This is a genomic window from Flavobacterium sp. F52, assembly GCF_000278705.1.
In the GTDB taxonomy this organism is placed as follows: domain Bacteria; phylum Bacteroidota; class Bacteroidia; order Flavobacteriales; family Flavobacteriaceae; genus Flavobacterium; species Flavobacterium anhuiense.
The window spans coordinates 32,934-50,809 of record NZ_AKZQ01000030.1 but is presented as its reverse complement, the minus strand read 5'-3'; the positions used below and the strand labels follow the sequence as shown (position 1 = coordinate 50,809).

12 protein-coding genes are annotated in these 17,876 nt (G+C 33.6%); 7 read left to right on the top strand and 5 right to left on the bottom strand.

What is annotated here, in order from left to right; genetic code table 11:
- The first annotated feature begins 2 nt into the window (after positions 1–2).
- On the top strand, positions 3–314 hold the full coding sequence (locus FF52_RS15300) for a DUF3467 domain-containing protein (protein WP_008466913.1): 312 nt from the start codon (positions 3–5) through the stop codon (positions 312–314).
- A gap of 322 nt (positions 315–636) precedes the next feature.
- Positions 637–1,374 carry a hypothetical protein gene (locus tag FF52_RS15295; protein ID WP_008466911.1) on the top strand — a complete coding sequence of 246 codons (738 nt, stop codon included), beginning with the start codon at positions 637–639 and terminating at the stop codon, positions 1,372–1,374.
- 88 nt (positions 1,375–1,462) lie between these two features.
- Here FF52_RS15295 and FF52_RS15290 read toward each other — a convergent pair whose 3' ends face one another.
- Together FF52_RS15290 and FF52_RS15285 are read right to left on the bottom strand one after the other, a co-directional pair.
- A complete protein-coding gene (locus FF52_RS15290) occupies positions 1,463–3,055 on the bottom strand; it encodes a peptide chain release factor 3 (RefSeq protein ID WP_008466910.1) in 1,593 nt (530 codons plus the stop codon).
- A 146-nt stretch (positions 3,056–3,201) separates the two neighbouring features.
- Positions 3,202–4,644, bottom strand: a complete 1,443-nt coding sequence (locus tag FF52_RS15285; RefSeq protein WP_008466909.1) for an alpha-amylase — start codon at positions 4,642–4,644, stop codon at positions 3,202–3,204.
- Between the two features lie 491 nt (positions 4,645–5,135).
- On the opposite strand from FF52_RS15285, the gene FF52_RS15280 reads away from it, so the two are divergent.
- The 4 genes from FF52_RS15280 to FF52_RS15265 all read left to right on the top strand — a co-directional run bounded on the left by FF52_RS15280 (position 5,136) and on the right by FF52_RS15265 (position 13,147).
- Positions 5,136–6,566 carry a peptidylprolyl isomerase gene (locus tag FF52_RS15280; protein ID WP_008466908.1) on the top strand — a complete coding sequence of 477 codons (1,431 nt, stop codon included), beginning with the start codon at positions 5,136–5,138 and terminating at the stop codon, positions 6,564–6,566.
- Positions 6,567–6,644: 78 nt separating this feature from the next.
- On the top strand, positions 6,645–7,598 hold the full coding sequence (locus FF52_RS15275) for an AAA family ATPase (protein WP_008466907.1): 954 nt from the start codon (positions 6,645–6,647) through the stop codon (positions 7,596–7,598).
- Between the two features lie 388 nt (positions 7,599–7,986).
- Positions 7,987–10,758, top strand: coding sequence for a bifunctional aconitate hydratase 2/2-methylisocitrate dehydratase (locus FF52_RS15270; protein WP_008466906.1), 2,772 nt, complete (start codon positions 7,987–7,989; stop codon positions 10,756–10,758).
- Positions 10,759–10,882: 124 nt separating this feature from the next.
- Entirely contained in the window at positions 10,883–13,147 is a 2,265-nt protein-coding gene (locus FF52_RS15265; RefSeq protein ID WP_008466903.1) for an aconitate hydratase, read from the top strand.
- Between the two features lie 62 nt (positions 13,148–13,209).
- Here FF52_RS15265 and FF52_RS15260 read toward each other — a convergent pair whose 3' ends face one another.
- Positions 13,210–14,586, bottom strand: a complete 1,377-nt coding sequence (locus FF52_RS15260; RefSeq protein WP_035691707.1) for a carboxypeptidase-like regulatory domain-containing protein — start codon at positions 14,584–14,586, stop codon at positions 13,210–13,212.
- A 240-nt stretch (positions 14,587–14,826) separates the two neighbouring features.
- Here FF52_RS15260 and FF52_RS15255 point away from each other — a divergent pair, with 240 nt between their 5' ends.
- Positions 14,827–15,990, top strand: a complete 1,164-nt coding sequence (locus tag FF52_RS15255; RefSeq protein WP_008466899.1) for a C40 family peptidase — start codon at positions 14,827–14,829, stop codon at positions 15,988–15,990.
- On the opposite strand, the gene FF52_RS15250 is transcribed toward FF52_RS15255, so the two are convergent.
- Both FF52_RS15250 and FF52_RS15245 read right to left on the bottom strand, forming a co-directional pair.
- Complete coding sequence (locus FF52_RS15250) at positions 15,987–16,376, bottom strand: response regulator (protein WP_008466897.1); 390 nt, start codon at positions 16,374–16,376, stop codon at positions 15,987–15,989. The genes FF52_RS15255 and FF52_RS15250 overlap by 4 nt on opposite strands.
- Positions 16,366–17,790, bottom strand: a complete 1,425-nt coding sequence (locus tag FF52_RS15245; RefSeq protein WP_008466893.1) for a sensor histidine kinase — start codon at positions 17,788–17,790, stop codon at positions 16,366–16,368. The genes FF52_RS15250 and FF52_RS15245 overlap by 11 nt, the downstream gene beginning before the upstream one ends.
- Between the last annotated feature and the right edge of the window lie 86 nt (positions 17,791–17,876).

Sequence of the window (17,876 nt, the reverse complement as noted above, 5' to 3'; positions counted from 1 at the left end):
CTATGAGTAATCCGAAACAACAACAAGAGCAAATTAATATTGAGCTAGACGAAACTGTCGCAGAAGGAATTTATTCTAATCTTGCGATTATTAATCACTCATCATCTGAGTTTGTTTTAGATTTTGTGAGCATTATGCCAGGTATTCCTAAGGCCAAGGTAAAGTCAAGAATTGTCTTGACACCACAACATGCTAAAAGATTATTGAGAGCTATAGGTGAAAACATCCACAGATTTGAGGCCGCTCATGGCGAAATCAAAGAAACGGAACAAGCACCAATTCCGCTTAATTTTGGTCCAGCTGGACAAGCATAAATTTTAAAAGCCCCTTTTTTTAAGGGGCTTTTTTTATGGTTAATGAATAAAAAGTGCAATTCATCGGATTTAATTTATTTTAGTCGACTAAGTTTCTTCTCTAATCAATATTGTTTTAACTTTCTATAACCTAAAAAGATTGAATTTTGAAATATAATGACTTAGTAAAGGTTAATTTAATTCAAATTATAAAAAAGCGCTAATTTAATATTAGCGCTTTTTTTATTCTGATTTTTTTTCTATTCTTCCCAACCTTTCGATGCAAAATGTACTCTATATAAGTAAATAGTCTGTGAAAGATTTTAACTTAAAAAGAGACATGATGAAAAAGAAATTCACCTTAGAAATAGCAAATCCTTGTTCTGAAAATTTTGATAAAATGATTCCAAATTCAGAGGGCTCATTTTGTAATTCATGTATGAAGAATGTAATTGATTTGAGCAAGAAAACGAATTCAGAAGTTGCTAAATTCATTACTGAAAATAAAAATAAATCTATTTGTGCAAGGCTGAAAACAATACAGTTGGAAGAACAGTTTGAATACAATGAAACTTCTAAAATCAATACTTTGAAATATGCTGCAGTTGCTGCATCTGTATTATTGGCATCAAATGTTTCAGCGCAAGAAAAAGAACCTGTTAAAACAGAAATAAACTGTCTGAAGCCCAACAATACTTATAAAGTAGGCAAAGTAGATTATAATCACGCTTCAAATGCTGAAATTTCTATAATTATAAAAGGAAAATTGTTGGAATCAAAAACAAACAAACCTTTTAATAGAGAAATCTATCCTAATTTGATGCTTGCCGTTGACGGTGCTCAAAATCCGGTGAAAGTAAATCCTAAAACAGGTGAATTTTCTATAGCGGCCAAGGTTTTGAAGAATAGTAAAACACTAATGGTAACAATTACAGCAAATGATTATTATTTGTCAAAAGAAATAGCCTTTGATGTACAGTCTGCTAAAAATAAAGTTTTGATAAAAAATATAATTATTGCTTCTAATGAGCTTAACAAAATTTATATCGCGGGCGGATTAGGAATTAACTACACAAAATAATCATCAAAATTACATATTGGGGAATGTAAATGAAAAAGGCTGTCTAAATAAATTGACAGCCTTTCTTATATTTTTAATCTAAAGTAAATTAATCAAACTCAGAGGTAAAGTATAATTTCACGGTTGGATATTTACTTTGCGTCATTTGAATAGTAAAATCAGAATCAGCTAAGAATACTAATTGTCCGTATTTATCATGAGCCAAGAATTTTTGTTTAATACGTTTAAACTCTTTAAATTCCTCATTTTTAGCGTCATCAGGTTTAACCCAGCAAGCTTTATGCACTGGGAAGTTTTCGTAAGTACATTTAGCTCCATATTCATGCTCTAAACGATATTGAATAACCTCATATTGAAGCGCTCCAACCGTTCCGATAACTTTACGATTGTTCATTTCTAAAGTAAACAACTGAGCAACTCCTTCATCCATTAATTGGTCAACTCCTTTTTCCAATTGTTTCGCTTTCATAGGATCAGCATTATTGATGTATCTAAAATGCTCAGGAGAGAAACTTGGAATACCTTTAAAACTCATGATTTCGCCTTCAGTTAAAGTATCACCAATTTTAAAGTTTCCAGTATCGTGTAAACCCACAATATCACCAGGATAAGAAATATCTACAATTTCTTTTTTCTCAGCAAAAAATGCATTCGGACTAGAAAATTTTAGATTTTTCTTTTGGCGAACGTGGTAGTAAGGTTTATTTCTTTCGAAAGTTCCAGAAACGATTTTGATAAATGCTAAACGGTCACGGTGTTTTGGATCCATGTTAGCGTGGATTTTGAAAACAAATCCAGTCATCTTCTCTTCTGTAGGTTCAACTGTACGAGTTTCAGAATCTTTTGCTCTTGGAGAAGGAGCAATTGTAATGAAACAGTCTAATAGTTCGCGAACTCCAAAGTTATTCAAAGCAGAACCAAAGAATACTGGTTGGATTTTTCCATCTAAATAATCTTGGCGTTCAAATTTTGGGTAAACCTCGTCAATTAGTTCTAATTCTTCTCGAAGCTTATTAGCAGCTTTTTCTCCCACAATTTTATCTAGTTCAGGATTGTTCTGTACATCAGAAAAAGCAATTGTTTCTTCTATATTTTTACGGCTATCTCCGCTGAAAAGGTTAATGTTTTCTTCCCATAAATTATAAATTCCTTGGAAATCATAACCCATTCCGATTGGGAAACTTAAAGGTGTTACTTTCAATCCTAATTTTTGTTCAACCTCATCCATTAGATCGAAAGCATCTTTACCTTCACGGTCTAATTTATTGATGAAAACAATCATTGGAATGTTACGCATTCTACAAACAGCAACCAGTTTTTCTGTTTGCTCCTCAACCCCTTTTGCAACGTCAATTACAACAATTACACTATCAACAGCGGTTAAAGTTCTAAAGGTGTCTTCTGCAAAATCCTTGTGTCCAGGAGTATCAAGGATATTGATTTTTTTATCTTTATAATTAAAAGCAAGCACAGAAGTCGAAACCGAGATGCCTCTCTGACGCTCGATTTCCATAAAGTCACTCGTTGCTCCTTTTTTAATTTTATTGTTTTTTACCGCTCCAGCTTCCTGAATAGCACCTCCAAACAACAGTAATTTTTCAGTTAAAGTTGTTTTACCGGCATCAGGGTGCGAGATAATCCCAAATGTTCTTCTGCGTTGTATTTCTTTTAAAAAGCTCATATTTTGTATAAATAGGTTGCAAAAGTACTATTAAATACGGCTTTATGAAAATATTCAGTTCGTAAATTTGGAAGTCTTTATTATTAAAAGGTTTTTTTAGAAAAAAATAAGGCTGTTTTGCAACAGCCTTAAATAGTCATTTTAAATTACTGATTAATTGACCAAATTGAATATCCTTTTGGAGGACATTGTATTTTTACCCATTTATCGGCTTGAGTTGTCGGATACCAAGATGAGTTTCCTGTGAAATCTTTAATTTGAGTATTAGCCCAATTCGTCTGAATCCATCTTTCTTGCCAAACATCTGAGTTGTTGATATAAACTACCAATCCTGGATTTCCGTTGTACCCGTTTCTTCTTGCCACATATTCGTCATTATCAGAATATAAGATAGAAGTTGTTCCTGTTGCTTTATTGTTATGAATCCAAATCAGATTATTCAGTTTGTTTTTGTCCAGCCATTCTTCATAATCTCTATAGAAAATGGTTGGATATCCTTCGTGAGTTAATATATAGGAGTAAGCTAACATTTTGCTCCAAATTTCATCGGTATCATGATTGGTTACAAAAGTTACTGCTTTGTACGGATTACGTTTCCACATCATGTCATCATTCAAAAGGGCAAGGTTGTTTCCGTCAAAAGCATCGTTCATTTTATAGTAGCATGCGAAATCAAAAACAGAACTGTTTGCGTTATTAGCCCACCATTCAAGCGTATTTACATTAGAGTCCCAATATTCTCCAACAGAGAACCCGCCTACGTTGGCATTCCAAGCATTTACAACCCATGGGCCAAATCCTTTTACATAGTCAAATCTCCAGCCGTCAAACTTCATAGTGTTTTTATAATATTTCCCAACTCCATCTGTTCTTAACCACAGCCAGTCTTTTACATTTTGAGCGGCATGGCATAAATCAGGGAATCCACCAAAGGAACCTTCGTCATTATTTCCGAAGCTGTTTTTGTAAAAATCATTATAAGTTCGTTTGAATTTTCCAGAGGCGATTCCAGTAAAATTAGTCCATGTATTTGTACCAGTAAACGGATTTGCTTCAGATTGTCCGCCGCTGTTATGATTGATAACGATATCTGCATAAACTTTGATGTTTTCGTTGTGAGCAGCCGTAATTAAATTTACTAATTCAGTTTTTGATCCAAATCTGGTTTCGATACTTCCGTTCTGATTGTAATCTCCAAAATCAAAGTAATCTGTTGGATCATATCCCATGGAAAATGCTCCGTTTTGTGCTTTTGAAGCAGGCGGAAGCCAAATAGAACCAATTCCGGCATTGCCCCAAGCCGTTACCTTGCTGCTTACGGTATTCCACCAAGTTCCCCCAGAAGGGACGTCCCAGTAGAAAGCTTGCATCATAACACCTCCACCTGGATTATCAACATATTTTCCTGTTGAAGAAGAATTGGAAGTTCCTGTGCTAAAAGGTTTTCCGTCATGATGTGTAACATCAATAATTTTAAATTTCTGACTCTCAGCTTTTGAGTCAGATTCGTTCATTTCGTTCTGTGAACACGAATACAGAAGTCCAGTAAATGCCGTAATAAGGCATAATTTTAAAATAGGTTTTTTCATAATAGATGTGGTTAAGTTAAATAGTAAGTTTTGTAATTGTCAAATTTTGAGCTTAAAAAAGCAGATATTGCTATTTTTTGATACCCTAAAATGATAATTACGCATCTAAAGTAATTTTTTTTTGATTTAATTTTAATTTGTAAGAAAATTGTTTGTCACGAAAACGTTGTAGTGTTGAGAACTTTTTCTAGGGACTACAATTTAGGGGGGTATTGATCAATAAAAATTCAATTTTTAAAAGCAATCATAAAAAATTGTGTTTCATAGAATTAGAAAAATTGAAATGTACATCTCTATATGCCTATGTAGAACTATCCTATAATTTTTTGTTAATAGTATATCGGATAGTTGGATTATGTAATTGAATTGTTATTTTTGTTCGTTATAAGTTACGAAAGAACTATACTTTAATTATTTATGTTAATGATCAACATCAATAATTTCTGAGGGAACATCTAATATAGACTTACATTCAAATAAAATTTAAAATAATGTTATTAAAAAAATTACAGCTAAAAACAATTGATTTCAGGTTTGCACTAACAATTTGTTTTTTTCTTTTTTTAACTCCAATAATTACAGCGCAAGAAGTTATTCCGGATGTTGTTGCTCAAAAACCAGCTGAAACTCCTTCTGGCGGAAAATTGAAAATTGATGGAATTATTGCGACAGTAGGAGATTATATTGTTTTAGATTCTGATATTGATAAAGGATTTTTAGAAATTACTGCTCAAGGCGGATCTATAAAAGATATTACAAGATGCCAAATGCTTGGTAAACTTTTAGAAGACAAATTATACGCTCACCAAGCCATTCAAGATAGTATTATTGTGAGTGATGCCGAAGTTAGAAGTATGATGGAAGAGCGTCTTAACTATATGACGCAGCAAGTAGGTGACATTAATAAAGTAGTTGAATACTATAAAAAGAGCTCTGTAGAAGAATTTAAAACCTATTTTGCTGATATCTTAAAGGAGCAGAAATTGGCTTCTGAAATGAGAGATAAAATCATTAAAGATGTTGAGATTACTCCAGAGGAAGTTCGTAATTTCTTTAAGAAAATCCCAAAAGACGAATTGCCAACTTTTGGAGCTGAAATGGAAGTAGCACAAATTGTTGTGGAGCCTAAAATTTCTAAAGAAGACAAACAAAAAGTAATCGATAGATTAAACGCTATAAGAAAAGATGTTCTTGAAGGTTCTAGTTTTGCTACAAAAGCCGTTTTGTACTCTCAGGATCCAGGATCATCACCAAACGGTGGTTATTATAAAATGACAAGAAAAACACCTTTTGTGAAAGAGTTTAAAGATGTTGCGTTTAGTTTGCAGGCGGGAGAAATTTCGCAACCATTTGAGACAACTTTTGGTTTTCATATTATAATGGTGGAAAAAATTAAAGGGCAAGAAGTTGAGCTTCGTCATATTTTGATTGCTCCAACAGTTTCAGAAGCTGCCTTAAAAGAAGCAAAAGAAAGAATTACCAATATTAGAAATAAAATTATCAATAAAGAAATAACTTTCGCTGAAGCGGCAAGAACCGAATCGGATGAAAAAGAAACTAGAGCAAACGGAGGAACATTAGTAAATCCAACAACACAAGATACTCGATTTGAGCTGACAAAAATGGATCCTCAATTGTATAGTCAAGTTTCAAATTTAAAAGGAGATGAAATTTCTCAACCACTTTTAAACACAGACGATAAAGGTAAAAAAACGTATAAGTTAATTACAGTTACAAACAGAATTGACGAACACACTGCTGATTATGCTAAAGATTATACTAAAATTAAAGAATTAGCACTTAAAGAAAAGCAGATCAATGCCATTGCAAAATGGTTTGATACTAAAATTAAAGATACTTACATCAAAATCATTGGAGAGTATAAAGACTGTACTTTTGCAAACAATTGGTTAAAAAAATAAGTTTTAATAAATAAATAAAAAGAGTTAGTTTTATGATTTCATAGAATTAACTCTTTTTAATTTTAAATACATTCATAAATGTCTGACGTAACAGCAATTCACAATTTAGTTCAAAAAAGAAACGAATTAAAAAAAGAAATAGCGAAAATCATTGTAGGGCAGGACGCCGTTGTAGATCAAATTTTACTTTGTATATTTTCTGGAGGGCACGCGCTTTTAATTGGAGTTCCTGGTTTAGCAAAAACCTTAATGATAAATACTTTGTCTCAGGCTTTAGGGCTAGATTTTAAAAGAATTCAGTTTACGCCAGATTTGATGCCTTCTGATATTTTAGGAAGTGAAATTTTGGATGAAAATAGAAACTTCAAATTCATTAAAGGGCCAATTTTCTCTAATATTATTTTGGCAGATGAGATCAATAGAACGCCGCCAAAAACTCAGGCAGCGTTGTTAGAAGCGATGCAAGAGAGATCGGTAACTATTGCTGGGCAGCATCATAAATTAGATTTGCCTTATTTTGTTTTGGCAACTCAAAACCCAATTGAGCAAGAAGGAACTTATCCTTTGCCGGAAGCTCAGTTAGACCGTTTCATGTTTGCTATTAAATTAGAATACCCAACTTTTGAAGAAGAAGTTCAAGTAGTGAAGCGAACAACTTCTGATGTTAAAACAGAAATTAATCCGTTATTTAATGCGCAGGAAATTATTGATTTCCAACATTTAATACGCAGAATTCCAGTCGCAGACAACGTTATAGAATATGCAGTGACTCTGGTAAGCAAAACTCGTCCAGACAATTCTTTGACCAATGATTTTGTAAAGAATTATTTAGATTGGGGAGCAGGGCCAAGAGCTTCGCAGAATTTAATTTTAGCAGCAAAAGCACACGCTGCATTCAACGGAAAATTTTCACCAGATATTGAAGATGTTCAGGCGGTGGCAACAGGAATTCTTCGTCATAGAATTATTAAAAATTATAAGGCCGATGCAGAAGGAATTGCAGAAGAAGCAATCATTAAAAAACTAATGTAATTACTGCGAAAAATATTTACTAAATCCCGATAAGTTATTGTCGGGATTTTTTGTTTTTGTCTGGAATTTAAAATAGATTGATGACGTTTAAACGACGTCAAAAAGATCAACTATAACGTTATAATTTTTTATTTAGAAAGATTCTTAGCGAAAACAGAGGTAAAAACTTACTTACTTTATAACATCGAATTTCGACTTTGTTAAAGAAAAGATTTTTAAATATTAATAATTCATTATTTTAATTAAAAATTGATTTTTTGGCAAAAACAAGCAGTGAAAATCGTTTTTTAGCAATAATAATTTTTGAAAAGCCTTGTTCTATTATATTTTTTTTAATTATCGGGTTTAATGCTTAAATTTGCCTCAAAAAAATAAATCCGCTTTTATTATGAGTATTTATCAGGATTACCTTCAAGAAATTGAAGAAAGAAAAAATCAAGGGTTACACCCTAAACCAATCGATGGAGCTGAATTATTAAGCGAAATCATTGCCCAAATTAAAGATGTTGATAACGCATACCGCGAAGATTCTCTTAAGTTTTTTATTTACAATACTTTACCAGGTACTACAAGTGCTGCTGGTGAAAAAGCTAAGTTCCTAAAAGAAATTATTTTAGGTCAATCTGTAGTTAAAGAAATTACTCCAGTTTTTGCTTTTGAATTATTATCACATATGAAGGGTGGACCTTCAATTGAAGTGTTATTGGATTTAGCTTTAGGAAACGATGATGCAATCGCTAAACAAGCTGCAGATGTTCTTAAAACTCAAGTTTTCCTTTACGATGCAGACACAGATCGTTTGAAAGAAGCTTTCAAAAATGATAATGCAATTGCTAAAGAAATTCTAGAAAGCTATGCGAAAGCCGAATTCTTCACGAAACTTCCAGAAGTGGCTGAAGAAATTAAGGTTGTTACTTATATCGCTGGAGAAGGTGATATCTCTACGGATTTATTGTCTCCAGGAAACCAGGCTCACTCACGTTCAGATCGTGAGCTTCACGGAAAATGTATGATTACGCCTCAAGCGCAAGAAGAAATTCAAGCTTTACAGGCTAAGCATCCAGATGCAAGCGTGATGTTAATTGCTGAAAAAGGAACAATGGGAGTTGGTTCTTCTCGTATGTCAGGTGTAAACAACGTTGCACTTTGGACAGGAAAACAAGCTAGTCCATACGTTCCATTCGTAAATATTGCTCCAATTGTTGGAGGAACAAACGGTATTTCTCCAATTTTCCTTACTACGGTAGATGTAACAGGAGGAATCGGAATTGACCTTAAAAACTGGGTTAAAAAACTTGATGCAGACGGAAAACCTGTATTAAACGAAAATAATGAGCCAATTCTTGAGCAAGCATATTCTGTTGCTACGGGAACTGTTTTGACTATCAATACTCAAACAAAAAAACTTTATAATGGTGATCAAGAATTAATTGATATTTCAAGATCATTTACTCCTCAAAAGAAAGAGTTCATTAGAGCTGGAGGATCGTATGCAATTGTGTTCGGTAAAAAACTTCAAACTTTTGCGGCTAAAGTTTTAGATATTCAAGCTCCTGCAGTATTTGCTCCGTCTAAAGAAATTTCTAATGAAGGACAAGGTTTAACTGCAGTAGAAAAAATCTTCAATAAAAATGCTGTAGGTATTGCACCAGGAAAAGTATTGCATGCTGGATCTGATGTTCGTGTAGAGGTAAACATTGTAGGTTCTCAGGATACTACAGGTCTTATGACTGCTCAAGAGTTAGAGTCTATGGCTGCTACAGTTATTTCTCCAATTGTTGACGGGGCTTACCAATCTGGTTGTCATACAGCTTCTGTTTGGGATAAAAAAGCTCAGGCTAACATTCCTAAATTGATGAAATTTATGAACAACTTCGGTCTAATCACGGCTCGTGACCCGAAAGGTGTTTATCATTCAATGACAGATGTAATTCATAAAGTGCTTAATGATATTACTGTAGACGAATGGGCTATCATTATTGGTGGTGACTCTCATACAAGAATGTCTAAAGGTGTTGCTTTTGGTGCTGACTCAGGAACAGTTGCTCTTGCTCTTGCTACTGGAGAAGCTTCTATGCCAATTCCAGAATCTGTAAAAGTGACTTTCGTTGGAGATATGAAAGAATACATGGATTTCCGTGATGTAGTTCACGCTACACAAGCTCAAATGCTTAAGAAATTCAATGGTGAGAACGTATTCCAAGGTAGAATTATCGAGGTTCATATCGGAACCCTTACAGCTGACCAAGCGTTTACATTTACAGACTGGACTGCAGAGATGAAAGCAAAAGCTTCTATTTGTATTTCTGAAGATGATACTTTGATCGAATCATTGGAAATTGCTAAAGGCAGAATCCAGATCATGATTGATAAAGGAATGGACAACGAAAGACAAGTTCTTCAAGGATTAATCAATAAAGCAGATAAGAGAATTGCAGAAATTAAATCTGGCGAAAAACCAGCTTTAACTCCAGATGCAAATGCTAAATATTATGCTGAAGTTGTAGTTGACTTGGATCAAATTGCTGAGCCAATGATCGCTGACCCAGATGTAAACAATAAAGACGTTTCTAAACGTTATACTCACGATACTATTAGACCATTATCTTTCTATGGTGGAGAGAAAAAAGTAGATCTTGGATTTATTGGTTCTTGTATGGTTCACAAAGGAGATATGAAAATTTTAGCTCAAATGTTGAAAAATGTTGAAGCGCAACAAGGAAAAGTAGAATTTAATGCTCCTCTTGTAGTTGCTCCTCCAACTTACAACATCGTTGATGAATTGAAAGCTGAAGGTGACTGGGAAGTTTTACAAAGATATTCAGGTTTTGAATTTGACGATAATGCTCCAAAATCGGCAGCGCGTACAGAATACGAAAACATGTTGTACTTAGAGCGTCCTGGATGTAACCTTTGTATGGGTAACCAAGAAAAAGCAGCTAAGGGAGATACAGTAATGGCAACATCTACTCGTTTATTCCAAGGAAGAGTTGTAGAAGATGCTGATGGTAAAAAAGGAGAATCATTGCTTTCTTCTACGCCAGTTGTTGTTCTTTCTACAATTTTAGGTAGAACTCCAACAATGGAAGAGTACACTGCCGCAGTAGATGGTATTAACTTAACGAAGTTTGCTCCATCTAACAAACAGTTAGTTATGTAATCTAGACATTCTTTTAGGATATTTTAAAAGCCCGAGTCGTAAAACTCGGGCTTTTTTAGTAATAATTGTTCTATTTTTTGTAACTTGTCATGTTCAAAAAAGAATAATAAAAACAAAAAAATCTATGGCTTTTGATATCGAAATGATTAAAAAGGTGTACGAAAACATGCCAGCGCGAGTTGATAAAGCGCGTGAAATTGTAGGTCGCCCACTTACTTTAACAGAGAAAATTTTATACAATCACCTTTGGAATGGAAATCCGACTAAGGCGTTTGGAAGAGGAATTGATTATGTTGACTTTGCACCAGACCGTGTTGCTTGTCAAGATGCAACAGCACAAATGGCTTTATTGCAGTTTATGCATGCGGGTAAATCTAAAGTGGCAGTGCCTACAACAGTTCACTGTGACCACTTGATTCAGGCAAAAGTTGATGCTGCAACCGATTTGGCAAGAGCAAAAACTCAAAGTAATGAGGTTTTTGATTTCTTATCGTCAGTTTCTAATAAATACGGAATCGGTTTCTGGAAGCCAGGAGCTGGAATTATTCACCAAGTAGTGCTTGAAAATTATGCTTTCCCAGGCGGAATGATGATTGGTACCGATTCTCACACTGTAAATGCAGGTGGGTTAGGAATGGTCGCTATTGGTGTTGGTGGAGCAGATGCTGTAGATGTTATGTCTGGAATGGCTTGGGAACTTAAATTTCCTAAACTGATTGGAGTTAAATTAACAGGTAAATTATCTGGCTGGACAGCTCCAAAAGATGTCATTCTTAAAGTTGCTGGTATTCTTACTGTAAAAGGAGGTACTGGAGCAATTGTAGAATATTTTGGAGAAGGTGCGAAAGCAATGTCTTGCACGGGTAAAGGAACTATTTGTAACATGGGGGCTGAAATTGGAGCTACAACTTCAACTTTTGGCTATGATGATTCAATGAGCCGTTACCTACGTTCTACAAATAGAGCAGATGTTGCAGATGCTGCAGATAAAATAGCTTCTTATTTAACAGGAGATCCAGAAGTATATGCTAATCCGGAGCAATATTTTGATCAAGTAATTGAAATCAATTTATCTACATTAGAGCCGCACTTAAATGGTCCTTTTACGCCAGATTTGGCTACTCCGATTTCTAAAATGAAAGAAGAAGCAATCAAAAATAACTGGCCGTTACAAGTTCAGTATGGTCTGATAGGTTCTTGTACAAACTCATCGTACGAAGATATTTCTCGTGCTGCTTCTTTAGCAAAACAAGTTGCTGCTAAAAATTTAAAAACAAAAGCGAAATTTACTATTACGCCAGGTTCTGAGGTAGTGCGTTCTACAATAGAAAGAGACGGATTTATTGATACTTTTAATAAAATCAACGCCACAGTATTTGCAAATGCATGCGGACCATGTATTGGTATGTGGGATAGAGAAGGAGCAGAAAAAGAAGAAAGAAACACTATTGTGCACTCTTTTAACCGTAACTTCTCAAAACGTGCCGATGGTAACCCGAATACTTTAGCTTTTGTAGGTTCTCCTGAATTGGTGACTGCTTTAGCTATTGCAGGTGATTTAGGGTTTAATCCATTAACTGATAAATTAATTAACGAAGATGGTGAAGAGGTAATGCTTGAAGAGCCAACAGGAGATGAACTTCCTGCTAAAGGTTTCTATGCTGAAGACCCAGGATTCCAAGCTCCGGCTGAAGATGGATCAAATGTTCAAGTTGTTGTTAATCCGACTTCAGAACGTTTGCAATTATTGGCTCCTTTTGATGCTTGGGATGGTAAGAATATTACAGGTGCCAAATTGTTAATCAAAGCATTCGGAAAATGTACGACCGATCATATTTCTATGGCTGGCCCATGGTTGCGTTTCCGTGGACATTTAGATAATATTTCTAATAATATGTTGATTGGTGCTGTGAATGCATATAACCAAAAAACAAACTCTGTAAAAAATCAATTAACGGGACAATATGATGCTGTTCCTGCGGTAGCTCGTGCGTACAAAGCTGCTGGAGTTCCATCTATCGTAGTTGGAGATCATAATTACGGAGAAGGTTCTTCTCGTGAGCATGCTGCTATGGAGCCTCGTTTCTTAGGAGTTAAAGCGGTATTGGTGAAATCATTTGCTCGTATTCACGAAACTAACCTTAAAAAACAAGGCCTTTTAGGATTGACGTTTGCAAACGAAGCAGATTATGACAAGATACAAGAGGATGATACAATTAACTTCTTAGATTTAACAGAATTTGCTCCTGGAAAACCATTAACTCTTGAATTTGTTCATGCTGATGGTACAAAAGATATTATTTTGGCAAATCATACTTACAACGAAGGTCAGATTGGCTGGTTTGTAGCTGGCTCTGCATTGAATTTGATTGCTGCAGGAAAAGCTTAATATTTGTATTCAATTATATCAAAAAAACGCTCTGTTTTTACTGGGCGTTTTTTTATTATTCATTAATTAATTTTAATTGAATTTGATCCCAAAGTTTTAATCCGATTTGGTTTTGTTGTTTCGAATTCATCAATTGAAATGCTATAAGTGTTTGCAGAAGGTGTTTTAGAATAATCGTTATAGGTATAACCTCCAATTATGTATAATTTGTCTTTGTAAAAATACATAGCAGAAAACTTTAATCCCAATTCAATTTTGTATTCTTTGAGTTGTCTTGTTTTTAATTGATATGTGTACATTTTTGTGTCTTCAAAAAAGTAAACAACATCATTATGGCAGGCTATTGCAGGTCTTTCTAATTCCGAAAATAATTCGCCTTCCGTCTCCCATTTTTGAGTAATCAAATTAAAAGTTTCAATTTTGGAAAGAGGTTGGCCGTTATTTCCTCCGATAAGATATATTTTGTCATCAATTAAAATTCCTGTAGTTTCTTTTGCTGTTGGCATATTGTCCAATTCGTACCAATAGCCCGAAGTAATGTTGTATAAGTGCGTTTTGTTGGTAAAAGTTTTTTTACCGCTTTCAGTCATTTTTTCAGAACCACCCATTATAATGATATTGTCCTTATAAGTAAAAGAAGCGAAATCTGCAGCTTGATGCGGATTTGTATTGTCAACTGTTATGGTTTGGCCGGCAAGGCTTAGCACTTCGATCTGATCTTGTAAATACTCAAACTTTCCATTTGCAGAAATTCTTTTCCCGCCTAAAACGTAAACTGAGTTATTATATAAATGTATATTGTGGTGTGCTCTTTTAATAAACTTTACAGGTGTAATTTCCCAGTTGTCATTTGAAATGTCATAAGTGCAAAAGTCTCCTTTATAAAACAGAAAAGTCGAATTTCTGCTTAATTCATTTTGAAAATCTTTTAAAGTGGGATCGGGTTTTTCTGCAGCAACTTTCTTCCATGAGTCAGCTTCATTCGATCCGTTTCCGCCAATGACATAAATTTTGCCATCATTTAAAAATGAGCCAAAAGAGAAGATTGGATATTTTAAAGGGTTTAATTTGTTAAAATCTAGCTTTGGTTTTAATTTAAGCTGATAATTGGCAGTAATCTTCAATTCAGATAAATCTTCTACTTCATTAGTCATAAAAATCCTGAAATTTGATTTTTTTAAATCTTTCAGATTTATTTTTATAGTGGTAAATCCAATATGAGTGAATTCTAAAATTTCATCATCTTTAAATTGGAAAAGCAGCTTTAAAGAGAATTTTCCGTTGCGATCTGTTGTAGTTCCCACTTTGCTTGATAGTGCGAAGACATTAATATTGTCAATAGGAAGGCTGTCTTTTTTTGAGATTACTTCGCCATTTATATTCTGCGAAATAGAAAAGAAAGGAATAAAGACTAAAAACAAGAGGATTGTTTTTGCCATTTCTTTTGGTTTTAGCATAAAAAAAACTTTTAAAAAATTGCCTCAAATGTAAAAAACTGCATTTCAAAAAGTTGGCTCAATTTCTATGCCGAGGCTGTTAATTTGAGGTAAAATAATTGTTAAAAATACAGGTTTTTTTACTTTAAAAAGTTAAATTCGCTTTTTAGGCAATATATTTGTTTTTTTTGAGTTGAGATTAATGTATAATATAAAAAAAGTGTAAAAACTTAATAATAGAATATGGTTTATCGGTTAATAATAGTATTGTTTTTTTTCAGTGTTGGAGCCTTTGCGCAGGATAATTTTATTAAGCACAAAATTTCACAAGGAGATAATCTTTCTGTTATTGCTAAGAAATACGGTGTAAAGGTAAAAGACATTACAGATGCAAATCCGAATGCTCCTAAAATATTAAAACTAAATTCAATTCTTTTAATTCCAAATAAAAATAAAGCCACTGCAAAGACAAAAACAAAAAATGTTGAAGTTGCGGCAAATGATACTCCTTCTATTTCTGCTTCCGGCACTCATGAAGTAGCTGCAAAAGAGACACTCTGGGGAATTTCTAAAAAATATAATGTCTCTGTTGATGATTTAAAGAAAGCAAATCCATCTCTGGAAAACGAAGGCTTAAAAATAGGTCAGCAAATAAATATTCCCTCAAATAACGTCGCGTCAAATATTAGTTCATCAAGTGAGGCTCCAGTTAATTCAGAAGTAGTTTCAACAGAGGTAGAGCTTATAAGAGAAGTTAGGCCTAAAGAAACAAAATATGGTATTTCTAAAGAATACGGCATTACAGTCGCAGAATTAGAGCGTCAGAATCCGTCAATTAAAGGAAAAGTACCTGTTGGATATTTGTTGAAAATTCGTGTTCCGAAAGAAAAAGCAGATGCAATTCAGGCTGCAAAAACTTCGCAAGAAACTACTGTGCAGACAGATGCTTCATCTAGTGAAATAGCAGGAACAGCGCCAGAAATAAAAAAAGATTCTGCGTTTGTCAGAACAGGAAATAATTCTGAATTAATTGATCAGCTTATAGCTAGCGCAACTGAGAATATAGGTATTAGATATAGATCAGGCGGGACAACAAAAGCAGGTTTTGACTGTTCAGGATTAATGTTTTGCACTTTTGGCAATTTTGATATTAAACTGCCGAGAAGCTCAATAGAACAATCTCGAATAGGAACAAAAGTAGCTTCGGAGGAGGCTCAAAAAGGCGATTTAATTTTCTTTCGAACCAATGGTAGACGCCATATCAATCATGTAGGTATGGTTGTTGAAAATATTGACGGTGAGATTAAATTTGTACATTCATCTACTCATGGCGGTGTGATGATTTCTTCTACAAAAGAACCATATTATACAAGAGCCTTTTCTCAAGTAAATCGTGTTTTAAATTAAATCTGAAGAAAAGTATTTCTCAGTGTTTCTAATTTAAAAGGTTTGTTCCAGAAATCAGTTACGTACTTGTTTTCTTTGACCTTTCTGATTTCTTCACTATCTAAAGTAGAAGAAAGCACAAAGATTTCGATTTTTTCTTTTACATCTTTTGGAAGCCTGTCAAATTCTTCTAAAAATTCAAAACCATTCATAATAGGCATTTGAATGTCTAAAAGAATAATCAATGGATTTAGATTCTGATTTTTTAGAATCCAGTTCATGCCTTCTTTTCCGTTGTTGGCAATATAAACAGGATTGATATCCAGTCCTTTTTTCAATAGCTTTTTTGTGACAAATTGATCAATCAGATTGTCTTCTATAATTATAAATTGAGATTTATACGGCATACGAATTTGGTATTGTTACTATAAATTTACTTCCGACATTATTTTCTGAAAAAACAGAAATATCGCCTTTAATATTTTCAATGGCTTCTTTCACAATATATAAGCCTAATCCAGAACCTTTATTTTTGTTTGTTCCAAAATACATATCAAAAATTTTAGATTTGTAATCGTCATGAATTCCGATTCCATTATCTGTCACTTCAAGTTTATTTAGACCTTCACTAAAATAGGTTTTTATCGTAATAAACATTTCTGGCTTATTGCAATCTGCATACTTAATAGCATTAGAAAGCAGGTTGTTGATGATAATTTTTAAACGAAGTCCATCACTTTCAATATTATCGACCAAAAGCTCTTGCGTGAATTTAATTCTGTTTGCATTTTCAATATGCATTAATTGCAGAATGGCTTCATTGCATAGTTCTTTCAGGTTTACAGGCTCCATGATTATTTGTTTTCTTTTGTTTTTGGAGTAATCAATAATATCACTAATAAACTGATCTTGCCTTGCAAGGCTTTGATGCATCATTTGCAAATAATTTCGAACCTGTTGCACATCATCTTCTAATGCTGTTATTTCGATAAGACCTTTTAATGAAGTAATTGGAGATCTCAAATCGTGTGATGCACTATAAACAAATCGGTCCAATTCTTGATTTACGATTATAAGATTTTCGTTTTTTACTTCGGTCTCTTTTTTTGAAACCAATAATCTTTTGACCATTATAGAATAATAAAGACAAACGCTGCAGATTATAACCAAAATGAAAAAGATATTTGTAATAATTAGTAAATCCTTTATTTTTCGAGTTCCCTCTCCCAATGTGTTTGAAAAATTACGTTCATTAACCGTTAATCGATCGCTTATCGAACTTATTTTTTTTAAATATTTCTTCTGATCCTCAGTGGTCAAGATATTATGTTTGATTTTGGCGTTGATTTGCTGGCCAATAACAAATAATTCAAAAATTAGCTGATCTCCTTGTCCCCATTCATTTATGGCTTTAGATAAAAAGCTAACATTCTTAAAGTTCTCAAATAGCCATATAATATCGTCTAAATCATTTTCATTATTTCGGCCAGTCAAAAAACCTTTTCTGGCGATTTTATTATCTCCCGCTTTTAAGAGTGTAACTCTTGCAATACCATCTCCTTGAGGTACCTTTAATTCTTCGAGGTACAATTTCCATTGTGCGGGGTTTTTAGTAAATAAATAGGTAATTAAATGTCTAGACGCATCTTTTTGTCCTTTTGAATAATGTGATTCTCCATTTACATATGCTCTATTGGCTGATAAGATTTTGATAGTGAAAAAATTGATGCAGATTAATAATGCACACGAAATGAAAACTACTAAAATAAGAATGAAAACATTTGGGAAGCGAAAATTTTTTAAAGCTTGCAATTTGGACATAATCTAAAATTAGTAGGTTAATAAAAATGCGCCTTTTGCGTGTTTTGTTGAAAGTATGAATAAATAATTACGAGGAAAAATCAATT

Bases quoted from the DNA above. Each gene is read 5' to 3' on its own strand.
- FF52_RS15280 (WP_008466908.1), top strand. From the start codon at position 5,136: ATGTTATTAAAAAAATTACAGCTAAAAACAATTGATTTCAGGTTTGCA.
- FF52_RS15290 (WP_008466910.1), bottom strand. From the start codon at position 3,055: ATGAGCTTTTTAAAAGAAATACAACGCAGAAGAACATTTGGGATTATC.
- FF52_RS15265 (WP_008466903.1), top strand. From the start codon at position 10,883: ATGGCTTTTGATATCGAAATGATTAAAAAGGTGTACGAAAACATGCCA.
- FF52_RS15275 (WP_008466907.1), top strand. From the start codon at position 6,645: ATGTCTGACGTAACAGCAATTCACAATTTAGTTCAAAAAAGAAACGAA.
- FF52_RS15270 (WP_008466906.1), top strand. From the start codon at position 7,987: ATGAGTATTTATCAGGATTACCTTCAAGAAATTGAAGAAAGAAAAAAT.
- FF52_RS15255 (WP_008466899.1), top strand. From the start codon at position 14,827: ATGGTTTATCGGTTAATAATAGTATTGTTTTTTTTCAGTGTTGGAGCC.
- FF52_RS15260 (WP_035691707.1), bottom strand. From the start codon at position 14,586: ATGGCAAAAACAATCCTCTTGTTTTTAGTCTTTATTCCTTTCTTTTCT.
- FF52_RS15295 (WP_008466911.1), top strand. From the start codon at position 637: ATGAAAAAGAAATTCACCTTAGAAATAGCAAATCCTTGTTCTGAAAAT.
- FF52_RS15285 (WP_008466909.1), bottom strand. From the start codon at position 4,644: ATGAAAAAACCTATTTTAAAATTATGCCTTATTACGGCATTTACTGGA.
- FF52_RS15300 (WP_008466913.1), top strand. From the start codon at position 3: ATGAGTAATCCGAAACAACAACAAGAGCAAATTAATATTGAGCTAGAC.
- FF52_RS15245 (WP_008466893.1), bottom strand. From the start codon at position 17,790: ATGTCCAAATTGCAAGCTTTAAAAAATTTTCGCTTCCCAAATGTTTTC.
- FF52_RS15250 (WP_008466897.1), bottom strand. From the start codon at position 16,376: ATGCCGTATAAATCTCAATTTATAATTATAGAAGACAATCTGATTGAT.